Here is a 20,839-nt window from a genome sequence, read left to right on the forward strand (position 1 = left end):
ACACTCATCGGCTCAATATCCGGTTTGCACGGCAATGGCCAACAGCACCATCGCCAGCACCGCGTAGATCAGGAACAGCGGCAGGATGTAGCGCGCCCATTGGCCCCAGCCGACGTTGGCGGTGGCCAGCAGCACCAGCAGGCCGCTGGAGGTCGGGGTGATCATGTTGGTCAGGCCGTTGCCCATCAAAAAGGCAAACACCGTGGTTTGCGGGCTGACCCCGGACAACTGGCCCAGCGGCCCGAAGATCGGCATCGTCACCGCCGCCTGGCCTGAGGTGGACGGGATCAGCACGTCCAGCCCCAGTTGCGCGAAGAACATGCCGTAGGCCGAGACCACCGGCCCGTGGTCGCCCACCAGGTTGGCCAGGCTGTTGACGATGGTGTCCAGCACCTGGCCGGTGCTGAGGATGATTTCCACGGCGGTCGCCAGGCCGATCAATACGCCGGCGATCAGCACCTTTTTCATGCCATCGACAAACGCGCTGGCGGCAGTGCTGGCAGCCAGGCCGGCGATCACCGTAAAGGCCACGGTCAGCAGCAGGTAGAACGCCGACAGTTCATGGTATTTCCAGCCCCAGCGGTTCGAGGCATACACCAGAAAACCGATCCCGCCGCCCAGCACCAGCAGGTTCAGCAGGTGGCGAATCGGCAGGGGTTTGCTTTCAAAGGTGATCTGCGCGCTGGCATCAAAGCCGTGCTTGCGAATGCTCCACAGCACAAACGCGATACCCACCAGCAGGAAGGTGCAGTAAGCGGCGACGCGCATGCTCAAGCCGCTGAAGATCGGCAGGCCGACCATCGGCTGGGCCACGGACAACGCCACCGGGTTGGAGATGGACGCCAGGTAGCCGATCTTCACCGAGATGGTGACGATGGCCAGGCCAATCAGGTTCGACAGCCCCAGGCGGTTAGCCATGGCCACCATCAACGGCACGATCAGGATGAATTCCTTGGCCAGCCCCATGAAGGTGCTGCCGGCGGAAAACACCAGCATCAGGCTCGGCACCAGCACGTAGATATTGCCCCGCGTCAGGCCCAGCAGGCGCTCCAGCCCGGCGTCGATTACCCCGGCCTTGTTCAGCACGCCGAACATGCCGCCGATGAACAGCACCATGAAAATCAGCGCCGCACGCTTTTCGATGCCTTGGGGGATGGCCATGAAGCCTTCCACCAACGACACCGGGCGCGCGGTTGTGTCGCCGGCCTTGCGTGGTTCCAGGGAGAACAGTTGGCTGAAGGAGTCCTGCTTTTCCAGCACCTGGTACGAGCCCGGCACCACCAGGCCATTGTGGCGCTGGAACTTGCCGGCATTCACCGCATAGGTGAAGGCGACGGCGAGCAGGACGATACTCAGCAGAATGATCGCTGGGTTGATTTGCTTGCGTTGCACGGGTTTGTCTGCGGCCGCCTCGGTGGGCGGCGGGGTACGGAGGATCTGCGGTTCGGTCATGCTGGCGGCCCCGGCGCGACCCCGTCTGGGCGGGGTGAGTGCGCTGTTATTGTTGTGGTGGGCGGACACTAGGGCAAAGCTCGCAGGCCCACAACGTTATGCGTGGGGCGGGTTGGGGTATGCGTTTTACACACAGATTGCGCGCAACGACGAGCGGTTCGGCTGGGAGGCTGTGGTGTTGGCGCGGCTGTCATCGCCGGCAAACCGGCTCCTACAGTGGGGTGGCGAGGCAGCTTTTGAGGTGGTCGGCGAAGGCCGTTACCAACTGTGAGCGTGGCTCGTCGGCACGAAATGCCAGGCCAAATTCATAGGGCAACGCCGGGCGAAACGGCCGGCTGACAATCGGCAGATGCATGAAGTGGCTGGCCAGCAAACCGTTGACGATCGACACCCCCAGGCCTTCGGCGACAAAGCTGCAGGCGGCGCCCACCGAGTGCACTTCGACCCGCACCTGGGGCGTCAGGTTGGCGGCGCGGAACATCTGGTTCAACTCGGTACGCACCGCCCGTTGCCGGCCCAGCATCACCAGCGGCACGTTGCGCAGATGCTGCACCTCGATGAACTCTTGGCGACTCAACGGGTGATCGGCTGGCATCACGCACACGCCTTCGGTGTGCAGCACCGGCTCGATATCGAAGTCGGGAATCTCGGTGGGCAGGCGCACAAAACCCAGGTCGGCGGAGCGGTCCAGCACGGCGCGTTCGATCATGTCGTAGGAGCCGGTCAGCAGTTCGACCACGGTGTCGTCATGGTCCTTGAGAAAGTCCGCGACAATCCGCGGCAACAATTGCTGGGTCATGCTGGTGGGGACGCCGACCTTGAGCAGGCTTTTGCGCGAGCGGCCGACGCGCATTTCGTCGGCCAGACGCTGGATACGCTGCATGCCGTCTACCAGGCCGGCGACCTCGGTGAGCAACTCCTCGGCCTCTGGCGTGGCCATCAGGCGGCCCTTTTTGCGCAGGAACAGGGCAAACCCCAGGGCGTCCTCCAACTGGCTCAACAGGCGGCTGACTGCAGACTGCGACAAGCCCATGCGCGTGGCCGCGCCGATGGTCGAGCCGGTGGACATGATCGCCTTGAAGGCTTCGAGTTGCTTGAGGTTCACCGTGGATTTCCTGTCGAAGGGCGGCTTTGCGCATAGCGTCATGCGCTTCTCGCATAACGTTGTGGGGCGTTCGGCAAGCCGTTAGTGTCCGCCCCAATGTGACCTGGCGTCCAGCCTGGCACACGGAGCAACTGCCCATAAAAATCGACAATACGGCATTGAGGAAACACTGATGCGTGAGCTTTTCACGAGAGGCGGCGTAGTTACCGCCGGCTTGCTGGCGAGTCTGTCGCCGGCGCTGATGGCCCAGGGGTTCTGGGAGGATTCCCAGGGCAAGCTGAGCCTGCGCAATTACTATTTCAACGACGGTTATCGCGACGGTGGCGAGGACCGCAAGGAGTGGGCGCAAGGCTTTCTGCTCAACCTGCAGTCGGGCTACACCGAAGGTACCGTGGGGTTTGGCCTGGATGCCCAGGGGCTGTCGGGGATCAAGCTCGACTCCAGCCGCACCCACGCGGGCACCGGTTTGTTGCCGGTCCATGATGATGGGCGCGCCGCCAATGAATTCTCCAGCCTCGGCGTGACCGCAAAAATGCGCATCGGCGCGGCCGTGGTGAAAACCGGCACCCTGTTGCCCAAGATCCCGGTGCTGGTGCACAACGATGGGCGCCTGCTGCCCCAGACATTTCGCGGCACCCAGGTCGAATACACGGGCATCCGCAACCTGTACCTGCACAGCGGGCACCTGGATCAATTCAAGCTGCGTAACTCCACCGACAGCGTGGATATTTATCCACAGGGCTACAGCGGCAAGAAGGGCAGCGACTTCGATTTCGCCGGCGCCACCTATGCCTTCACACCTACGCTCAGTGGCACCTGGTACTACGGGGAAATGCGCGAATTCTATCGCCAGCAATTCCTCGGCCTGGTGCATAAGCAGCCGTTGGGCCCGGGCAGCCTGACCAGTGATTTGCGCTACTTCATCAGCAATGAAGCCGGCGAGGCGCGCAACGGCAAGGTCGACAGCGACATGTTCAGCGGCCTGTTCACCTATCGCCTGGGGCCGCAGGCACTGGGCGTGGGCTACCAGAAAGTCAGCGGCGACACCGCGCTGCCCTATGCCAGCGTGTCGACGGTGTACTCGTTCAGCAACGCTGGGGTCGGCAAGTTCATCCAGGCCGGTGAGCAAACCTGGATGCTGCGCTACGACTATGACTTCGCCGCCGTGCTGCCGGGCCTGAGCTTCATGACCCGTTACTACAAAGGCCAGAACGGCGACTTCAAGGGCCGCGAAGCGCGCGAGTGGGAGTCCGACACCCACCTGCGCTATGTGATCCAGGACAGCACCCTCAAAGGCCTGGGCGTGGAATTGCGCAAGGCCACCTACCGTTCCACCTATGCCAGTGACCGCGATAACTACCGGGTCTACCTGACGTACGATCTGGCGCTCTGGTAGGCCTTACTGTTCGACAAACGAGTAGGGCCGGCTGCCCACGGTGATCTGCTTGAGAGCGGTGACCGGAGTCGTCAGTTGCTCGATACGGTCCAGCAACGCCACATTGCCCGGCCTGGCATCGAGATAGGTGCGCAGTTGTGCCTCCGTCTGCAGGATCGGCAAGTTGCTCTGGGTGTAAAACACGCTGGCGCCGGCCACACGCTCGTTGGGCTGGTACAGCACCACCGTGTGGCCCTGGGCTTGTAATTCCTGGATTTGTCGGGTCAGCGGCACGAAGGATTCTCGCCGGTCGGCCTTGGGCGCATACCAGATAGCAGCGCCCAGGTAGCCGGCAATCACCACGGCAAATACGCCGGTGATCAAGCCACGGCGATAGGCGGGCACGCGGCCAAGCAGGACCGCGCCATATTCGGCCGCGAGGACCGCCGCCGCCGGGGTCAGGGCCATCAGATACACGATGCGTTTGCTGGAGGCGAAGGTCAGCAGGGTAAATTGCGCCACCAGCCACAGGCTGAAAAACAGCCGGTAGCGATTGCTCGCCAGACTTTTGCGAAAGTGCCACAGGCCCAGGTACACCAGGATATTCCACGGCAAAAAGGCTTCGGGCAGTTTGGCCAGGTAGTAGTAGATCGGCTCGTAATGCCCGGCTTCGACGAAGGAGCCGCTGAAACGTCCGACACTGTTGGTCCACAACACCTCACCGACTGCCTGCATCCCACCCCGTTGATACAGAAACCCCAGCCAGATCAACAACGGCACCAGCGCCAGTAGGGTGAACATGCCGGGCCGCAGCCATTGGCCGGGCCGCACGCGCTTGTCCAACAGGCTGGTGCAGGCCAGGTAGGCAAAAATCACAATGCCCGGCATCGCCAGGCCCAGCACGCCTTTGCTCAAGGTGGCGATGGCCATCCCCAAGGTAAACAGCAGCCATGTGCCGATATTGGCACCGGGCTGGGATTCCGCGCGGGTGGCCTGGTAGAACGCCAGCAGGGCCAGGGTCACGCCGAGGCTGAGCAGCGCATCCTCACCTACGCCGCGCACGTTGCTCCAGTAACTGGCCATGGTCGCCAGCACCAGCGCGGCGCCAAACGCCAGGGGCTTGGGCCGTCCGAAGCGGCGCAACATGCCGTACAGCAGCATCACACTGAACAACCCGGCAAACGCCGAGGCCAGTCGTACCGCGCCGGTGCTGGCGCCAAACAGGCGAATCGCCCCGGCATCCAGCCATAGGCTCAGGGGTGGTTTTTCCAGGAACGGCTCACCGAACAGGCGCGGCACCACCCAGTCATTATCCAGGTGCATGGCCATGGCAATCCCGGCCACCCGGGCTTCGGTGGAGCCTTGCAACTCATGATTACCCAGGGCCACGAAGAACAGCAGACCGGCAAGCAGCAGCAACAGCGGGGCAGGGCGTGTCATGGGGTGGGTTACCGGATGCTAGAGGGGGGTAGCGTTGGAGTATACGAAGGCAATCCTTAACGAATTGTGAACGTAGCGCCCGTTGTAGATTGGCCTGCCAGGTGGTCTGGAAGTGGTCGGTTCGCCGCCGCCTTGGAAACCTACCATTGCCGGGTCCCGATCCATCCCGGACCGGGCTTCCCGATAGGAGAACGCGATGAGTAACGATCCACAGGCAATCGTGGTGAGAGCTGTGCAACCCGAAGACTATGAGCAATGGCTGCAACTGTGGCTGGCCTACCAGGACTTTTATCAAGTCACTTTGGATGAGACCACCACCCGCACCGCCTTCAGTCGCTTGCTCGATGCCGATGAAGCCATGGCCTGCGCCGTGGCGGTACAGGGCGATGAGTTGGTCGGGCTGGTGCATGCGCTGTTGCATCGTTCGACCTGGGCGGTCGCTGATTTCTGCTACCTCGAAGACCTGTACGTGGCCCCCACGGTGCGCGGCGGCGGCACCGGCAAGCTGCTGATCGAATGGGTCCAGCGCTATGCGCAACACCACGGCTGCGCCCGGTTGTACTGGCATACCCAGCAGACCAACAAGCGTGCGCAGAAACTCTACAACTGGATCGCCGAAGACTCGGGCTGCATCGAGTATCGGATGGCTCTGTAACACCCGACGGCAAAGCTCGCCGATATTGCTCGTGGACATATCGGCGGCTTCGCACAAAGATGCATGGTTTTTTAGCCCTTGGCCAAGTCAATGACCCACAACCTGGAACTGGACACGCTGAAGATCCGCCTGACGGACCCCAAGCTGGCCTCGCTGGATTTGCGGGTGCGGGTGCAACGGGTGCTGCGCCAGTTGATCCTCGAGGGCATCCTCGCGCCCGGCAGCCGCTTGCCCGCCACGCGCACGCTGTGCAAGTCACTGGGCATCTCCCGGGATACCGTGGAAATGGCCTACGTCCAACTGCAATTGGACGGTTACCTGTGTCGGCGCGAAGGCTCGGGCAGTTTTGTCTCCGAGAAAATCGGGCCGAGCCTGCTGGGGACGCGCAAGCGCCAGCCAGTGATGGCGAACCAGGCGGCGCTGAGTGCCAGGGGCGCGCAGATCCTCGCCAGCGGCGGCGTTACCGACCAGCAAGTGGTCAAGGCGTTTGCCACGGGGCTGCCGGAAACGCGCACCTTTCCCGTGGGCATCTGGGAGCGCCTGCACCGCCAGGCATTGAAGGATTATCGCCCGAACCTGCTGTTGCACGGCGACCCGCAAGGCGCCGAACCCCTGCGCCAGGCCATCGCCGACTACCTGAACCTGGAGCGCGGCGCGCGGGTTACACCGGATCAGGTGCTGGTGCTGTCGAGTACGCGCCAGGCCCTGTATTTGTGCGCGCAGGTGCTGGTGGATGAAGGCCGGCCGATCCTGATGGAAGACCCCGGCTACTTCGGCGCCCGCAAGGCGTTTGAAATGGCCCAGCTCAAGGTGGTACCGGTTGCGGTGGACGCCAAAGGCCTGTGTATCGACGCCTTGCGCGCCGACCGCAGTGGCGCCAATGCCGTGTATGTCACGCCGTCCCATCAATACCCCACTGGCGCCACCCTCGCGCTGGAACGGCGCCTGGACCTGATCGCCTGGGCCGAGCAGCGCCAAGGCTGGATCATCGAGGACGACTACGACAGCCAGTTTCACTACGAAGGCCTGCCGACCGCCTGTGTACAAGGCCTGGATAGTTACCAGCGCACGCTGTACCTCGGCACCTTCAGCAAATCCCTGTACCCCGGCTTGCGCATGGGCTTTATGGTGCTGCCCCGGGAGTTGGTCAAGCCCATGACTTACGCCCGCAGCATCCTCGACGGCCACACCCCGCAAATCGCCCAGTTGACCCTGGCGCGCTTTATGAGCGACGGGCATTTCGGCAGCCATATCCGCGCGATGCGCAAAGTCTACGGCGAGCGACGTGATGCCATGGCCGAGGCGGTCGGGCGCCACTTGAGCCATGTGGTCACCGCCAGCTTGCCGCCCGGGGGCTTGCAGTTGCCTTGCGTGCTGCATGAGGGATGGTCGGAGCTGGAGACGATTCGCCAGGCGGCGCGGGTGGGTATCCAACTGCCTGGCCTCACGCGGCTCTACGCCCAGCCGCCGGCAAGGGGCGGCTGGCTGCTGGGGTTCTCGGCGCTGACGCCCGGTGAAATCGACAGCGCCAGCCGGCAATTGGCCAAGGTGCTCAAGGGTGGTCTGGTGCAAGGCCGGGAAGTGGACTGAACGGGCGGTCCGGTGCTTGTTAGCCTTTGCGGCCTCAACCAAAGGAATGCGCCATGAATCGACCCGCCCCACGCCTGCGTCTTGCCGACTACCTGTCACCGAGCATCAGCGCGCTGATTTCCGTCATCGTCAATTACGCCGGGACCTTTGTCCTGGTGTTCCAGGCCGCGCACCTGGCGCAACTGAGCGCGGCGCAAACCGCGTCCTGGGTCTGGTCGGTGAGTATTGGCGTGGGCGTGACCGGTGCGTGGTTGAGCTACCGCTACCGCGAGCCGATCATCACGGCGTGGTCGACGCCGGGGGTGGCCTTTCTGGCGACGGTCATGGCGTTTACGCCGTATGCCGAAGTGATCGGTGCCTATGTGATGTGCGCCATCGGTTTTATCGTGCTGGGCCTGAGCGGTGCGTTCGAGCGCTTGGTGCGGCTGATCCCCGGTGGCATTGCGGCGGGTTTGCTGGCGGGGATCCTCCTGCAATTTGGTGTGGCGGCGTTTGGCGGGGCCAACGCGGACCCGCTGCTGGTGATTGTCCTGGTGGTGTCCTACGCGGTGTTGCGCCGTTTCACTTCACGTTATGCGATGGTCGGGGTTCTGTTGATTGGCCTGGGGTTGCTGCTCGCCCAACAGCGGCTTGACCTGCACAGCCTGGAGCTGCAATTGGCCGCCCCTGTGTTTGAAATGCCGCACTTTTCCATCGCGGCGTTTTTTGGCGTGGCCTTGCCGCTGTTCGTGATTACCCTGACCGGGCAATACATCCCCGGCATGCTGGTGCTGCGCAACGACGGGTTCAAGACCAGCGCCAACCCGATCATCACTATTACCGGCCTGGGTTCTTTGCTGATGGCGCCGTTTGGCGCCCATGCATTCAACGTCGCGGCGATCACGGCGGCGATCTGCACCGGGCGCGATACCCATCAGGATCCGTCCAAACGCTACATCGCCGGGTTGGTGTGTGGGGCGCTGTACATCCTGGTCGGGGTGTTTGGCGTGACGCTGGCGACCTTGTTCATGGTCCTGCCGCGCGCGTTTATCACCACCTTGGCGGGCCTGGCGCTGCTCGGCGCCATCGGTTCAAGCCTGGCCAATGCCATGGCCGATACACGCACCCGGGAAACCGCGTTGATCACTTTTTTGGCGACGGCGGCCAATGTCACGCTGCTGGGGATTGGCGGCGCGTTCTGGGGGCTGGTGGCGGGGTTGTTGGTGCATGGGGTGATTCACGGTGGGCGCGGGGTTCAGGCGCGTGCGGCGGGCTAAAGGAGTTCGGCGCGTTTCACCGCGATACCCAACGGGCCGCTGAGCTTTTCGACCCTGACCTTGCCACCCGCCCGAAGCGCATCCGGGTGGCAGATTTTTATACGTTTTTCGAGTTCTCGATCGTAGACCTTTAACCCGCTACAGCCCTTGCCGGCGGAGGTGTATTCGTAGCTGGCGATGTAGTCGCCCGGCCTTGTGCTTGAAAAAAACACAAGCAATGACAACACGAAAAATTCGGCCACGGCGATAACGGCGAGCAGCGAGATCGCCTCTTGCAACGAGTCCATTATTGTAAATCTGAGGCGCGGACTCCTGCGCCGCACCCCCAGCACAAATGCCACCGCAGCCAATAGGGGCGATGTCACCAGGCAGATCATCACGCTCAACGTATTGAAGTACACGATGCGGTCGAGCCAGAACACCCATAACCCGATGGTTGCCACGAAAAGTACTACGCCCAGGCCGACGAGCAGGCGTGTAGAGGTCAGCGGTCTTCTCAATTCAAATGGCTTCCATGCAGTGAAGCAAAGGGGTAAACGCGACAGGCACTGTGTTTGGGTCGGATAAAACAGCAGGGAGTATAAACTTCTACTTGTCTCTAATGAGAAGTATTATCATGCGCGCCTCCCGTCAGCTGCCAGTCCGGAAATCACCTCGATGGCCTCATCCTCTTCCTCCCACCGTGCCGTGGGTGAACTCTACGCCCAGCATCACGGCTGGGTGGTGCAGTTGCTGCGGCGCAAGCTGGGTGGGCAGGAGCAGGCACTGGACCTGGCTCAGGACACCTTCGTGCGCATCCTCAGCAGTGGGCCCTTGCCGCTGTTGCGTGAGCCGCGGGCTTATCTCACCACGGTCGCCAGCCGCCTGTGCGGCCAGTATTTTCGCCGCCAGGCCCTGGAGCGTGCGTACGAACAATCCCTGTTGATCCTCGAGCCGGAACACGCGCCGTCGCCGGAGACCCGCTTGTTGGTACTTGAAGCACTGGATGCGGTCGGGCAGGTGCTGGACGGGCTGGGGAGCAAGGTGCGGGAGATTTTCCTGCTGTCGCAGTTGGACGGCCTGACTTATCCACAGATCGCCGAGCAACTGGGCCTGACCGTGAATGTTGTGCAAAAGGCCATGCTCAAGGCCTATCGGCATTGTTACCTGGCGGTGTACCAGGCATGACGATGTTCCAGCCAACCGACGATCAATTGTTGGATGAATACGTGCTGGACCAGGCGCTGATGTGGATGGTCACCCTGCAATCGGGCGTCAGCGGCGCCGCCGAGCAACGCGCGTGTGCAGCCTGGCGCAATGCAAATCCCCAGCATGAACTGGCCTGGCAGCGCTTGACCGGCTTGAGCCGCGACCTGCGTAGCAGCACCGTTGCCCTGCCGGCGCCCGCCGCCCGCCAGTTGTTGCGGGCGCGCAGCCTGACCTCGCGGCGCACGCTGCTCAAGGGTTTCGCCGGCCTGGGGATTGCGGCGGCCATGGGCCTGGGTGTGCGCGAGCGCGTGGTGTTGCCGCAGTTGTTCAGTGACTACCGCACCACCACCGGCGAGCGGCGGCCCTTGCAGTTGGCCGGCGCTGGCGCGGTGCAACTGGACACCCAGACGGCGGTGGATGTGCGCGGCCCGCAATTGGCCCTGAACCAGGGGCGCTTGCTATTGGCGACGGCGGCGGACACCTTCGTCGGCGTCAAGACCGCCCATGGCTGGGTGCGGCCGGTGGCGCTGTCGCGGCTGATCATCAGCCAGGATCTGCCAGGCCAGCGCGGGACCCTGGTGCAAGTGCTCGCAGGCCATGTCTGGATCGAACCGCAGCAAGGTGGCCGGGTGTCGATCGGCGCCGGCCAGCAGTTGGCCTTCGACAGCCGCCAAAGCGGCCCGGCACAACCCCTTGCGCCCGCCGCCGATGCCTGGAGCCGTGGCTTGCTGATTGCCGAGCGCATGCCGCTGGCCCAGGTGGTCGATCAGCTCAACCGTTACCGGCGCGGGGTGTTGCGCTGTGACCCGGCGGTTGCCGGTCTGCAAGTCTCGGGTTCGTTCTCCCTCGACCGCCCGGATGCCAGCCTCGACCTGCTGGCCAAGGTGCTGCCGGTGCGCGTGCAGCGGGTCTTCGGCTACCTGGCGACGGTGGTGGCGGCCTAGGTAAAAAAATTCCATGGGGCCGGCAGTATTTGCCATCTCGTGCATCAAGACAGGGAAGACGCTGAATAAGAGCGCCCCCAACCTTTCACCACAGGACAGTCTTTATGCACAGCCGCGTCACTCCGCTTGCCAGCGCCCTGCGCGCCATCATCGTTGGTTTAACCGTGGCCACGGCCAGCCACGGCGCCATGGCCGCCACTGCACAACCGGCTACCGAACAGGCCCCGCGCCAGTCCTACGACATTGCTGCCGGCAGCCTGGACCGCGTGCTGGGTGCTTTCGGCAATCAGGCGGGCGTGATGATCGCTATCGATTCGGCGCTGGCCAAGGGTGTGCACAGCCAGGGCTTGCACGGCAGTTTTGCCCTGTCCGAGGGGCTTGAGCGCCTGCTGGCACCGCTGGGCCTGCAGGCCGAGTATGAGCAGGGCAGCTATCGCGTGGTGGCGCGGGCCGTCGCAGACGGGCAAGTGCAATTGCAGGCCACGCAGATCAGCGCCAACCAGTTGGGCTCGATCACCGAAGGCACTGGCTCCTATACCCCGGGCACGATTGCCACCGCCACGCGGATGGTGCTCACCCCACGGGAAACGCCGCAATCGATCTCGGTGGTCACGCGCCAGGTGATGGATGACTTCGGCCTCAATGCCATCGACGACGTGATGCGCCACACGCCCGGCATCACCGTGTCGACCTACGACACCGAGCGCACCAACTACTATTCCCGTGGTTTTTCCATCGTCAACTTCCAGTACGACGGCATCCCCACCCTGCGCGACGCCCAGTACTCGGCGGGGCAGACCCTGACCGACATGGCCCTGTATGACCGGGTCGAAGTGCTCAAGGGCGCCACCGGCCTGCTCACCGGCGCGGGCGGCCCGGGCGGTACCATCAACCTGATTCGCAAGAAGCCGACCTCGGAGTTCAAGAGCAGCATCGAACTGGGCGCCGGCTCCTGGGACAACTACCGCTCGCAGATCGACGTCAGCGGCCCGTTGACCGAAACCGGCAACGTGCGCGGCCGGGCGGTGGCGGCGTACCAGGATAAAAAATCGTTCCTCGACCACTATTCGCGCAAGACCGGCGTTTACTACGGCATCCTTGAATTCGACCTTGATCCCGACACCCTGCTGACCCTGGGCGCCGACTATCAGGACAGCGACCCGAAAGGCTCCAGCTGGACCGGTACGCGGACCATCTTCGACCCGGCCGGCAACAAACTGGACCTGCCGCGCTCGTTCAACAACGGGCCGAAGTGGAGCAGTTGGGAGCAGTACACCCGCACCCTGTTCGCCACCTTGGAACACACCTTCGACAATGGCTGGGTGACCAAGGGCCAGTACAACCATCAGATCAACGGCTACAACGCGCCCCTGGGCTACATCTCCCAGGACTCCCTGACCGCCAGCTCGATCTTTGCGCGTAAATACACCGGCGAGACTACCAGTGACAGCGTCGATGTGTACGCGTCCGGGCCGTTTGAGTTGTTTGGTCGTGAGCATCAACTGGTGGTGGGCCAGTCGTTGTCCATCTCCAAATGGAAGGGCAAGGACTACGGCAGCGCGACCTATTTCGACAACTCCTACGACTTCTACAAGTGGCACGGCGAAGCCATCGAGCCGCTGTGGAACCAACCGACCAGGATCAGCGACGAAACCACGCGCCAGACCGGCAGCTACATCACCGGGCGCTTCAGCCTGATGGAGGACCTGCACTTGCTGCTGGGCACGCGCATCGCCAACTACCAGGTCACGGGCACCAGCGACACCCAGGAAAACGGCAAAGTCGTGCCCTACGCCGGCCTGACCTACGACCTCAACGACAACTTCACGGCCTACGCCAGCTACACCGAAATCTTCCAGCCACAAACCCAGTATCGCGACCGTACGCGCACCATGCTTGATCCCAACGAAGGCAAGAACTACGAACTGGGCCTCAAGAGTGAGTTCTTCGACGGGCGCCTGAACGCCAGCCTGGCTTACTTCGAGGTCCACGAAAAAAACCGCCCGGTTGCTGATACGGCCTACAACTCCCAGCCGGGCGTGGACTACTCCTACATCGGCACTAAAACCGAGACCAAGGGCTACGAAGCGGAAATCTCCGGTGAACTGAGCTCCGGCTGGCAGCTACAGGCCGGCTACACCCACAAGATCGCCCGCGATGCCGACAAGAAAAAGGTCGCCACCTGGGAGCCGGAAGATCAACTGAGTTTCTACACCAGCTACAAACTCCAGGGCCGCCTGGACAAACTCACCCTGGGCGGTGGCGCGCGTTGGCAGGCTGCCGGTTGGCAAAACGTCAACAACCCCGGCACGCGCCAGAGCGAAAAATTCACCCAGGACCCGTACTGGCTGGTGGACCTGATGGCCCGTTATCAACTGACGGAAAACCTGTCGGCCACGCTCAACGTCAACAACCTGTTCGACAAGGCGTACTACACCAACATCGGCTTCTACGACTCGGCGTATTACGGCGACCCGCGCAATGTGATGGTGACTACGCGCTGGGATTTCTAGGCCGCAAACGTCCCTGAAAACACCCATTCAACCGGCCCGGTAAGCAGCACCGGGCCGGTGCCACGCCATTGCACCGTGACGCTGCCCCCATCACATTCAACCTCAACGCAATCGTCCAGCAGCCCCCGACGTATCCCATTGATCGCCGCACCACACGAGCACGAGCCAGACCCCAACGGCACGCCACCACCGCGCTCCCAAATGCGCAGCCGGATATGCCGGCGGTTGATGACTTTGACGAAATGCACATTCGTGCGCGCGGGAAACAGCGGGTTGGTTTCAATCAACGAGCCGACGGCCGCGATGTCAATGTTCGCCAGATCATCGACAAAATAGGTGCAGTGCGGATTACCCATGCTGCATGCGGTGGGCTCTCCGGCCAGTGGCAGCCGTAGGCTATCCATGGCCGTGGCCAAGGGGATCTGCGACCAGCCGAGCAGCGGTTCGCCCATGCTCACGGTAATCGCGCCGCTGCTGGTTTGTTCGCAGGTAAGCAGGCCACGGCTGGTTCGCAGTATCACCGAGGTGCTGTTGGATTCGCGCATCAAGCGCTCGGCAACCCCTCGCGTGGCGCTGCCACAGGTATCCAGCGCAGAACCATCGGCATTCCAGAACTCCACCCGCGCCTGTGCATCGTCGCAATCGAGCATCACCGCCAGTTGGTTGAAGCCAACCCCACGGTGGCGATCCCCCATGCGCTTGGCCAGGGCGCTGGTGATAGGGTTGGTGGCGTTGCGTGCGTCGACAACGACAAAATCATCGCCATTGGCGTGCATCTTGTGAAAGTTCAGCGGCATGGCGAAGTCCTGAGGTCAGCGTGATTTACGCGCGGGTAGAGGCGTCAATTGTCCGCTTGCTCGACCAGCCAGTCGATCAGCGCCTTGAGCCGTCTGGGCAGGGTTTCGTGGGCGGGGTGGACCAGGTAGTAACCGTAATTGACCGCCTCGCTGAACCCGCCGAACGGCAGTACCAACTCGCCATCCTGCACGCGCTTGCGCACCAGTTGCTCGCGGCCGATGGCGACGCCCGCGTGGTTGATTGCCGCGAGGGTGCTCAAGTCGGAGCGGTCAAAGGTCATGAAGCGGCTTGGCAATGGGCTGCTGTCGCCCACCGCATCCAGCCATAAACGCCATTCTGCATCGAATGAAATGTTGTCCCATGCCGCCACATCGTGCAGCACCGTACACTGTGCCAAGCGTTCCGGGTGCCCCATCAGGCCATGGGCCTGGGCATATTGCGGGCTGCACACCGGGGCAATCCGCTCGGGCATCAGGCGCAGGCTTGCCAGGCCCGGATGCTCGCCGTTGGAGTAGCACAGCACCAGGTCAATGCGCCGGGTGCGATAGTCGATCGGTTCGTTGCCGACCCGCACATCCAGTTGAATCCCGGGGTAGCGGGCGGTGAAATCGGCCAGCCTTGGCACCAGCCAGCATTGCGCGACGGAAGGCCTGGCGTAGAAGCACAGCTGGCCTTCGATCTGCGTATCGGAACGCTCCTGCACAGCCTCGGACAGGGTGTCCATGGTGTGCTGCATGACCTTGAAAATGCGCTCGCCGTCATCGGTCAGGTCGACCTTGCGCGGCAAGCGATGGAACAGCTTGAGCGACAGTTCTTCTTCCAGGCGCGCTATGCGGTGACTGACCGCACTGGCGGTCAGGCACAGTTCGTCGGCGGCGCGGGCGAAGCTGAGGTGGCGGGCGGCGACCAGGAACGTATGCAGGTTGGACAGGTGGGCGCCGTTGAGCTTGGGCGCTTTGCTCAGGCCAAGTACTGCCATGTGGGTATCCCTCTTCGCGTCAGCCGCCGGCGATCAGCGGTGGATTGTCGTTTGCAGAGCACGCCCCTTATCCAGATAAGTCGCGTACTCCTGCGCAGGTACCATGCTGCCGCCGGTACCCCAGATCAAGTGCGTGGCGTTGGCCAGTTGTGCGGCACCGACGCCAATGCGCTGCAAATACTGCGCGTCCTTGAGTACCCGCACAATGCCTGGCGCGCCGGCCAGGGCCGAAGGTTCGAGTTTTACCCCTTCAAGGTCGTGGGCGAGGAACATCAGGCGGTAGAGCTCTTCGTCGGTGACGGTGTAGTAGCCATCGATCAGGCGCTGCATCGCCTTGCCGACGAAGCCGGAGGGGCGGCCCACTGCCAGGCCGTCAGCCGCGGTGACGTTGTCGATGCCGAAGTCCTGCACGCTCACCTGGTCGTGCAGCCCGCTGTACACACCGAGCAGCATGCATGGGGAGTGGGTCGGCTCGGCAAACACACAATGCACCGCATCGCCAAACGCCAGCTTCAAGCCAAATGCCACGCCACCAGGGCCGCCGCCAACACCGCAGGGCAGATACACGAACAGCGGGTGCTCGGCGTCTACCCGCACGCCCGCCACGTCGAATTGCCGGGCCAGGCGCTCGGCGGCCACGGCATAGCCGAGGAACAGGTGGGGCGAGTTTTCATCGTCGATGAAATAGCAGGCCGGATCGTTTTGCGCCTGCAGGCGGCCGTTTTCCACGGCAACGCTGTAGTCAGAGGCGTATTCCACCACCGTCACGCCGCTGGCGCGCAGTTTGTCCTTCTTCCATTGGCGGGCATCGGAGGACATGTGCACCGTCGCCTGGAAACCCAGCTTGGCGCTGATGATGCCGATGGACAGGCCCAGGTTGCCGGTGGAGCCCACGGCGATTTTGTACTGGCTGAAAAACGCCAGTGCGCGCTCGCCGGCCAAGGCTGCGTAGTTGTCGTCGAGGGTGATCAGGCCTGCCTGCAGGGCCAGGTCTTCGGCGTGCTTGAGCACTTCATGGATACCGCCACGGGCCTTGATCGAGCCGGAGATCGGCAGGTCGCTGTCTTTTTTCAGCCACAGCGCGCCGCTGTCGGGGAGGGCGGCCTCGCTCAACAGCGCGTGCTGCATGGCCTTCAGCGGCTGGATCGCGGACTCGATGATGCCGCCTGCCGCCGCCGTCTCCGGGAACACCTTGGCGAGATAGGGCGCGAAGCGAAGCAGGCGCGCGCTGGCGTCTTGTACATCGTCCAGGGTCAGGCCGACATCCCCCAGCCCTACAGCGGCCGGGGCGATCGCGGGGTTGAACCAACTGACCGGCTCAAGCGCGACCAGTTGCTGGATAACGGGATGACTTGCATACCAGGCGTCTAGGGTTTTGCCTTGAATCATGGGAACTGCCTTTGGGGTGGGGTTCATTACACAAACCGGGAAAGAATCAGGGTAAAGACCAGGGCCGCTACCGAGGCGAGCACGGTGGCGCCGGTGAATTTCTTGAGGGCCTCGGAGAGGGAAATCCCCAGGTACTCTTTTACGACCCAGAACGCCGAGTCGGTCACGTGGGTCCAGCCGATGGCGCCGGCACCGATGGCGATCACCAGGATCTCGGGGCTGTATTGCGGGTTCTGTCCGAGGATCGGCAGCACCATGCCGGCGGTGCTGATCATGGCGACGGTGGCCGAGCCCACGGCGAAGTGCATCAGCCCGGCGATCAGCCACGCTAGGAGGATCGGGTTGATGTTGGACTGGCCCAGCACGTCCGCCAGGACTTTGCCGATGCCGCTGCCGACCAGCATGTCGTTGAACGCCCCACCTGCACCGATCACCAGCAGAATGCCGGCCAGTGGCGGGAAGCAGCGGTGGGTCAGGTCAAGCAGGTCGCCCATGCCCAGCCCACGGCGCAGGCCCAGGGACCAGTAGGCAAAGCAAATCGACAGTACGAGCGCAATCAGCGGGTTGCCTATAAAAGATACCCACTCAAACGCCATCGAGCCTTTGGCCAGCAAGGGGGTGGCCAGGGTTTTGCCCACCATCAGCGCCAAGGGCAACAGCACGGTGATCATCGCGATCGCGAAGCTGGGGGATTGGCTGTCGTCGATGTTCCCTTCGCCGCGCTCGGCCAGGAACTGCGCCTGGCCGGCCGGGGCCTGCCGCGCGCAGGTCAGCTTGACCCAGATCGGCCCGGCGATCACGGCAGTGGGCAACCCGACGATCAGCCCGTACAGAATCACCTTGCCGATATCGGCATTGAGCATGCCGGTAATGGCCGTGGCGGCAGGGTGCGGCGGCAGGATGCAGTGCACCACCATCAGCGAGGTCGCCAGCGGCACGCCCAGGTACAGCAGGTTGATCCGGGTCTGACGGGCAACCACATAAATCAGCGGGATCAGCAGCACAAATCCCACCTCGAAGAACACCGGAATCCCGGCAATAAAGCCCACCAGCATCATCGCCCACGCGGCGTTCTGCTCACCCAGCAGCCGTAGCAGCGTGGTCGCAATGCGCTTGGCGCCGCCAGACTCTTCCAGCAACTTGCCGAGAATACTGCCCAACCCAATGATGCCGGCGAGAAAGCCGAGCGTGCTGCCCATACCCTTCTCAAATGCCGAGACAATGGCGGTGGGGGTCATTCCCGTGCCGACACCCACCAGCAGGCTGGCGGCGATCAGGGCGAGGAATGGATGGACGCGACATTTACCGATCAGCATGACGATCAACAGGATTGACGCGCCGAGGATCAATAGAGAAAAGGTAGGGGACATGGGTGGGTCTGCTCCATCGCAGTTATTGTTAGTTGTTTGCGATGGATTAGATTTCAGGCCTATGGCGGGGACAAACGATGATTCGTCAGGCGCTAGTTGAAGCCTGTTCACTTATGGCCAGGGGCTGCCGATTGCTCGACAATGCGCGGCGCCTGCGCAATCGTCAGGCCCTTACAGGAGTTCGAGTACTTGAAAGCATTACTGTTAAGCGGATGTATTGCCCTGGCCCTGACGGGTTGCACCTTCACCGGCGTCAATGAAATCGCGCCCGGCCAATACATGATCACCAGCCACGGCAGCATCTTTAACTCCCGCGAAGGCTTGTTGGAAAACATCAACCAAAAGGCCGCCAAGGCCTGTGATGGCAAGCCATATCATCTGGAAGGTGATACCGGGGCCAATATGGTGGTTGCCACGCAGACGCATATTGGCAGCACGCCGACCACCGTCTTGGGGTTGAAGGCTGTTTGTGAAGAGAGCGGTCAGTAACCTGGCGGTGTACCGGGGATTACCCCGCGCAGCACCATTCGCGTAATAGTCGCGGCCGCGCACGCATAGTCGGCGTCGTCGGGTGTTGGCTTGCCGGTAATCAACGACATCTGCCAGCCGAGGTTGGTGTAGGTCCGCGTTGCCGACCAGATGAACAGCATCAAGTGTTCCGGATCAAAAGGGCCGAGCAGGCCACGGTCGATCCAGTTGCGCAGGCATTCGACATTACGCCGCACCTCGGCCTGGAGCAGGTCCCTGCATTCATCCGGGAGTTGCTTGCCTCCAAGTAGCAGTTCGTGGCTGAAGACCTTCGAGGTCAGCGGGTTTTGCTCAAGGATGCGAATCCTGGCATGGACATAGGCCTGTAGTGCCACCACCGGATCGTCGCTGGCGCGCAGTTCTGCAGACGCCTGGAGCAGGGGCTCTACAAAGCTGAGCAGCACCTGGGCGTACAGGTTTTCTTTACTGTGGAAGTAGTAATAGAGGTTTGCCTTAGGGACCCCGGCGCGTGCGGCGATGGTGCGGGTCTGGGTCGCGTCGAAGCCTGTGGCGGCGAATTCCTCGCAGGCAGCCTGCAGGATCACACGTTGATGATGCTCACGGGTGCGGCAACGCTCGGCACCCTCTTGCGCGCTAGAGGTGGTCATGATGAGGGCTCATGGCTGTATCATTGACGAATATCGCAATATACAAAACTACATAGCGAATGACCTGCGCTTTCTAACAGCGGCAGGTTTTATGAAGACTTACCCAAGGAAACCCCATGACACATGACATCGAGCAAGCGGTTCTGTTGTTTTCCTACGGCACCTTGCAGGACAAGGCCGTGCAGCTGTCCAATTTTGGCCGCGAATTGAAGGGCCGCCCCGATACGCTGCCCGGTTACACGCAACAACTGGTCGAAATCACCGACCCCGCAGTGCTGGCCGCCAGTGGGAAAACCCATCATCCCATCGTGCAGGAGAGCGCCAACCTGCAGGATGAAATCGCCGGCACTGTTTTCGAGATTACCCAGCAGGAACTGATTGCCGCCGATGCCTACGAGGTGGCGGACTACAAACGAGTTAGCGTGGCCCTCAAATCGGGCAGCCGGGCCTGGGTGTATGTACGGGCTTGAGCCTGCTGCGCGAATCGCTGTCGTTGTCTTTACACAGCACTAAGCGTAATGATGGCTGGAGTTCTTAACTGAAAAGTCAAAAAAGGCCTCTCTCATGAAAGTCAGTGCACGCAACGTATTCAACGGCCGTGTCAGCCAGGTCCAGGCAGGGGCCGTCAACGCCGAAGTGGTATTGACCCTACCGGGCGGCGAGCAACTGGTTGCCGTGGTGACCATGGAAAGCATCCGCAACCTCGGAATTGCGGTGGGTAAAGACGCACTCGCCCTGATCAAGGCACCGTGGGTGATGCTGATGACCGAATCCAGCGACATTCGCCTGTCGGCGCGCAACTGCCTGGAAGGCAAGGTGTTGAGCGTCAACGATGGTGCGGTCAACGCTGAAGTAGTTATCGAGTTGGCAGGAGGGTCGAAGGTCTACTCCATCGTCACCCGCGATGCCGTTGCAGAGCTGGGGCTGGTGCCGGGCGTTGGTGCTACTGCGGTGATTAAGGCTTCGCATATTATTTTGGGGGTGCGGGGTTGAGGTTTTTTGGGGGGATGGGGATAGGATTAATTGTGGGGTGAAAAAAGACGTTCTTGGCGTCTTTAGATGATGAGCCGGGGTGATTTGAATTGGCTTCTTATGCTATTGATTATTTGCGGTTACGTTTTTTTTGTATTTTGCTTGGAATACCAATTGGAATACCTCACGTAGCCCGCCGCCCGCCCCAACACCATCAAACCACCTGCCTTACACACCCACTGATCTCCCTCCCCCCTTTCGGCAATATTCTATTCGCCAAGTTATCCACCACCGCCTTCGCCATCTAGCCCAAATAATGCACCCCGAGGCATAGCGATTCGTGCTCGTGTCCATCGCCGCATCCAACGCCAGCAGTTTTGAGCGGTGGAGAAGCTCGAAGGCATGCTCGAGGTCATCGTGGATGGGCACGCCTGAATTAACGCGGAAGAACCGGTGCAAGGGAGCGCTGGAGAGGTTGAGGCTGGAAGGCAGGATCTGTGGCGAAAGGTTCCCGGGAGGCAGACCGGGATTAGGCGAGGGTCGGCGGGAACAAAATCGTGCTCCACCCCCTATCATGCCTCAACGGGTAAGGGGGACTTCGACAGTCCGTACTCGGCCCAGAGTCTGTAAAAAAGCTTCGCCAAAATTGAAGTATGCGTAGCTACGTTAAATCTGAA

The 20,839-nt window shown here is 62.1% G+C and carries 20 protein-coding genes; 10 read left to right on the forward strand and 10 right to left on the reverse strand.

The features are described 5' to 3' along the window. Positions 1-12: 12 nt before the first annotated feature. Entirely contained in the window at positions 13-1,452 is a 1,440-nt protein-coding gene (locus ACSSVH_RS03415) for a YfcC family protein (protein ID WP_169955116.1), read from the reverse strand. Positions 1,453-1,663: 211 nt separating this feature from the next. Then, on the reverse strand, positions 1,664-2,557 hold the full coding sequence (locus ACSSVH_RS03420; protein WP_169955115.1) for a LysR substrate-binding domain-containing protein: 894 nt from the start codon (positions 2,555-2,557) through the stop codon (positions 1,664-1,666). A 172-nt stretch (positions 2,558-2,729) separates the two neighbouring features. Between ACSSVH_RS03420 and ACSSVH_RS03425 the strand changes: the two genes are divergently transcribed. Further along, positions 2,730-3,953 carry an OprD family porin gene (locus ACSSVH_RS03425; protein ID WP_492634079.1) on the forward strand — a complete coding sequence of 408 codons (1,224 nt, stop codon included), beginning with the start codon at positions 2,730-2,732 and terminating at the stop codon, positions 3,951-3,953. A 3-nt stretch (positions 3,954-3,956) separates the two neighbouring features. Here the strand turns inward: ACSSVH_RS03425 and ACSSVH_RS03430 are convergent, their stop codons facing one another. After that, positions 3,957-5,372, reverse strand: a complete 1,416-nt coding sequence (locus ACSSVH_RS03430) for an ArnT family glycosyltransferase (protein WP_492634080.1) — start codon at positions 5,370-5,372, stop codon at positions 3,957-3,959. A gap of 196 nt (positions 5,373-5,568) precedes the next feature. On the opposite strand from ACSSVH_RS03430, the gene ACSSVH_RS03435 reads away from it, so the two are divergent. From ACSSVH_RS03435 to ACSSVH_RS03445, 3 genes are all read left to right on the forward strand, one after another. Further along, positions 5,569-6,027: a GNAT family N-acetyltransferase gene (locus ACSSVH_RS03435; RefSeq protein WP_170043655.1), complete on the forward strand. Its 459-nt coding sequence runs from the start codon at positions 5,569-5,571 to the stop codon at positions 6,025-6,027. Positions 6,028-6,117: 90 nt separating this feature from the next. Continuing rightward, the gene (gene pdxR, locus ACSSVH_RS03440; protein WP_492634081.1) at positions 6,118-7,617 is read left to right on the forward strand and encodes a MocR-like pyridoxine biosynthesis transcription factor PdxR; all 1,500 of its coding nucleotides are present in this window, start codon (positions 6,118-6,120) and stop codon (positions 7,615-7,617) included. Positions 7,618-7,670: 53 nt separating this feature from the next. Then, positions 7,671-8,873: a benzoate/H(+) symporter BenE family transporter gene (locus ACSSVH_RS03445; RefSeq protein ID WP_170043653.1), complete on the forward strand. Its 1,203-nt coding sequence runs from the start codon at positions 7,671-7,673 to the stop codon at positions 8,871-8,873. Here the strand turns inward: ACSSVH_RS03445 and ACSSVH_RS03450 are convergent. Further along, positions 8,870-9,373 (reverse strand): hypothetical protein, encoded by a 504-nt coding sequence (locus tag ACSSVH_RS03450; RefSeq protein ID WP_492634082.1) that lies wholly within the window; start codon positions 9,371-9,373, stop codon positions 8,870-8,872. The genes ACSSVH_RS03445 and ACSSVH_RS03450 overlap by 4 nt on opposite strands. 157 nt (positions 9,374-9,530) lie before the next feature. Here ACSSVH_RS03450 and ACSSVH_RS03455 point away from each other — a divergent pair, with 157 nt between their 5' ends. The 3 genes from ACSSVH_RS03455 (at position 9,531) to ACSSVH_RS03465 (ending at position 13,518) form a co-directional block, all read left to right on the forward strand. After that, complete coding sequence (locus ACSSVH_RS03455) at positions 9,531-10,040, forward strand: sigma-70 family RNA polymerase sigma factor (protein ID WP_057440199.1); 510 nt, start codon at positions 9,531-9,533, stop codon at positions 10,038-10,040. A gap of 2 nt (positions 10,041-10,042) precedes the next feature. Continuing rightward, entirely contained in the window at positions 10,043-11,005 is a 963-nt protein-coding gene (locus ACSSVH_RS03460) for a DUF4880 domain-containing protein (protein ID WP_346343167.1), read from the forward strand. Positions 11,006-11,109: 104 nt separating this feature from the next. Then, positions 11,110-13,518, forward strand: a complete 2,409-nt coding sequence (locus ACSSVH_RS03465) for a TonB-dependent siderophore receptor (RefSeq protein WP_492634083.1) — start codon at positions 11,110-11,112, stop codon at positions 13,516-13,518. Here ACSSVH_RS03465 and dapF read toward each other — a convergent pair. From dapF to ACSSVH_RS03485, 4 genes are read right to left on the reverse strand one after another with little or no spacing between them, the layout of a single operon-like run. Then, positions 13,515-14,315 (reverse strand): diaminopimelate epimerase, encoded by an 801-nt coding sequence (dapF, locus tag ACSSVH_RS03470; RefSeq protein WP_492634084.1) that lies wholly within the window; start codon positions 14,313-14,315, stop codon positions 13,515-13,517. The two genes, ACSSVH_RS03465 and dapF, sit on opposite strands and share 4 nt — an antisense overlap. Positions 14,316-14,359: 44 nt before the next feature. After that, complete coding sequence (dsdC, locus tag ACSSVH_RS03475; protein WP_169955105.1) at positions 14,360-15,295, reverse strand: DNA-binding transcriptional regulator DsdC; 936 nt, start codon at positions 15,293-15,295, stop codon at positions 14,360-14,362. 33 nt (positions 15,296-15,328) lie between these two features. Then, on the reverse strand, positions 15,329-16,684 hold the full coding sequence (gene dsdA, locus ACSSVH_RS03480; RefSeq protein WP_170043647.1) for a D-serine ammonia-lyase: 1,356 nt from the start codon (positions 16,682-16,684) through the stop codon (positions 15,329-15,331). Positions 16,685-16,710: 26 nt separating this feature from the next. After that, positions 16,711-18,054: a GntT/GntP/DsdX family permease gene (locus tag ACSSVH_RS03485; RefSeq protein ID WP_169955103.1), complete on the reverse strand. Its 1,344-nt coding sequence runs from the start codon at positions 18,052-18,054 to the stop codon at positions 16,711-16,713. Between the two features lie 189 nt (positions 18,055-18,243). Between ACSSVH_RS03485 and ACSSVH_RS03490 the strand changes: the two genes are divergently transcribed. Next, complete coding sequence (locus ACSSVH_RS03490) at positions 18,244-18,543, forward strand: hypothetical protein (RefSeq protein WP_172314630.1); 300 nt, start codon at positions 18,244-18,246, stop codon at positions 18,541-18,543. On the opposite strand, the gene ACSSVH_RS03495 is transcribed toward ACSSVH_RS03490, so the two are convergent. Next, entirely contained in the window at positions 18,537-19,190 is a 654-nt protein-coding gene (locus tag ACSSVH_RS03495) for a TetR/AcrR family transcriptional regulator (protein ID WP_172314632.1), read from the reverse strand. The two genes, ACSSVH_RS03490 and ACSSVH_RS03495, sit on opposite strands and share 7 nt — an antisense overlap. A gap of 116 nt (positions 19,191-19,306) precedes the next feature. Here ACSSVH_RS03495 and ACSSVH_RS03500 point away from each other — a divergent pair, with 116 nt between their 5' ends. Both ACSSVH_RS03500 and ACSSVH_RS03505 read left to right on the forward strand, forming a co-directional pair. Further along, the gene (locus ACSSVH_RS03500; RefSeq protein ID WP_169955100.1) at positions 19,307-19,660 is read left to right on the forward strand and encodes a gamma-glutamylcyclotransferase family protein; all 354 of its coding nucleotides are present in this window, start codon (positions 19,307-19,309) and stop codon (positions 19,658-19,660) included. A 94-nt stretch (positions 19,661-19,754) separates the two neighbouring features. Further along, positions 19,755-20,183 carry a TOBE domain-containing protein gene (locus ACSSVH_RS03505; protein ID WP_492634085.1) on the forward strand — a complete coding sequence of 143 codons (429 nt, stop codon included), beginning with the start codon at positions 19,755-19,757 and terminating at the stop codon, positions 20,181-20,183. Between the two features lie 207 nt (positions 20,184-20,390). On the opposite strand, the gene ACSSVH_RS03510 is transcribed toward ACSSVH_RS03505, so the two are convergent. Further along, positions 20,391-20,738 (reverse strand): DUF3077 domain-containing protein, encoded by a 348-nt coding sequence (locus ACSSVH_RS03510; protein WP_492634086.1) that lies wholly within the window; start codon positions 20,736-20,738, stop codon positions 20,391-20,393. Positions 20,739-20,839 lie beyond the last annotated feature (101 nt).

The sequence above is a fragment of the Pseudomonas sp. HC1(2025) genome, assembly GCF_058742075.1.

Excerpts from the sequence above, each read along its gene's own strand:
- ACSSVH_RS03445 (WP_170043653.1), top strand. The coding sequence starts at position 7,671 with ATGAATCGACCCGCCCCACGCCTGCGTCTTGCCGACTACCTGTCACCG.
- ACSSVH_RS03415 (WP_169955116.1), bottom strand. The coding sequence starts at position 1,452 with ATGACCGAACCGCAGATCCTCCGTACCCCGCCGCCCACCGAGGCGGCC.
- ACSSVH_RS03425 (WP_492634079.1), top strand. The coding sequence starts at position 2,730 with ATGCGTGAGCTTTTCACGAGAGGCGGCGTAGTTACCGCCGGCTTGCTG.
- dapF (WP_492634084.1), bottom strand. The coding sequence starts at position 14,315 with ATGCCGCTGAACTTTCACAAGATGCACGCCAATGGCGATGATTTTGTC.
- dsdC (WP_169955105.1), bottom strand. The coding sequence starts at position 15,295 with ATGGCAGTACTTGGCCTGAGCAAAGCGCCCAAGCTCAACGGCGCCCAC.
- ACSSVH_RS03485 (WP_169955103.1), bottom strand. The coding sequence starts at position 18,054 with ATGTCCCCTACCTTTTCTCTATTGATCCTCGGCGCGTCAATCCTGTTG.
- dsdA (WP_170043647.1), bottom strand. The coding sequence starts at position 16,684 with ATGATTCAAGGCAAAACCCTAGACGCCTGGTATGCAAGTCATCCCGTT.
- ACSSVH_RS03435 (WP_170043655.1), top strand. The coding sequence starts at position 5,569 with ATGAGTAACGATCCACAGGCAATCGTGGTGAGAGCTGTGCAACCCGAA.
- ACSSVH_RS03455 (WP_057440199.1), top strand. The coding sequence starts at position 9,531 with ATGGCCTCATCCTCTTCCTCCCACCGTGCCGTGGGTGAACTCTACGCC.
- ACSSVH_RS03465 (WP_492634083.1), top strand. The coding sequence starts at position 11,110 with ATGCACAGCCGCGTCACTCCGCTTGCCAGCGCCCTGCGCGCCATCATC.
- ACSSVH_RS03500 (WP_169955100.1), top strand. The coding sequence starts at position 19,307 with ATGACACATGACATCGAGCAAGCGGTTCTGTTGTTTTCCTACGGCACC.
- ACSSVH_RS03430 (WP_492634080.1), bottom strand. The coding sequence starts at position 5,372 with ATGACACGCCCTGCCCCGCTGTTGCTGCTGCTTGCCGGTCTGCTGTTC.
- ACSSVH_RS03495 (WP_172314632.1), bottom strand. The coding sequence starts at position 19,190 with ATGACCACCTCTAGCGCGCAAGAGGGTGCCGAGCGTTGCCGCACCCGT.
- ACSSVH_RS03505 (WP_492634085.1), top strand. The coding sequence starts at position 19,755 with ATGAAAGTCAGTGCACGCAACGTATTCAACGGCCGTGTCAGCCAGGTC.
- ACSSVH_RS03460 (WP_346343167.1), top strand. The coding sequence starts at position 10,043 with ATGTTCCAGCCAACCGACGATCAATTGTTGGATGAATACGTGCTGGAC.
- ACSSVH_RS03510 (WP_492634086.1), bottom strand. The coding sequence starts at position 20,738 with ATGATAGGGGGTGGAGCACGATTTTGTTCCCGCCGACCCTCGCCTAAT.
- pdxR (WP_492634081.1), top strand. The coding sequence starts at position 6,118 with ATGACCCACAACCTGGAACTGGACACGCTGAAGATCCGCCTGACGGAC.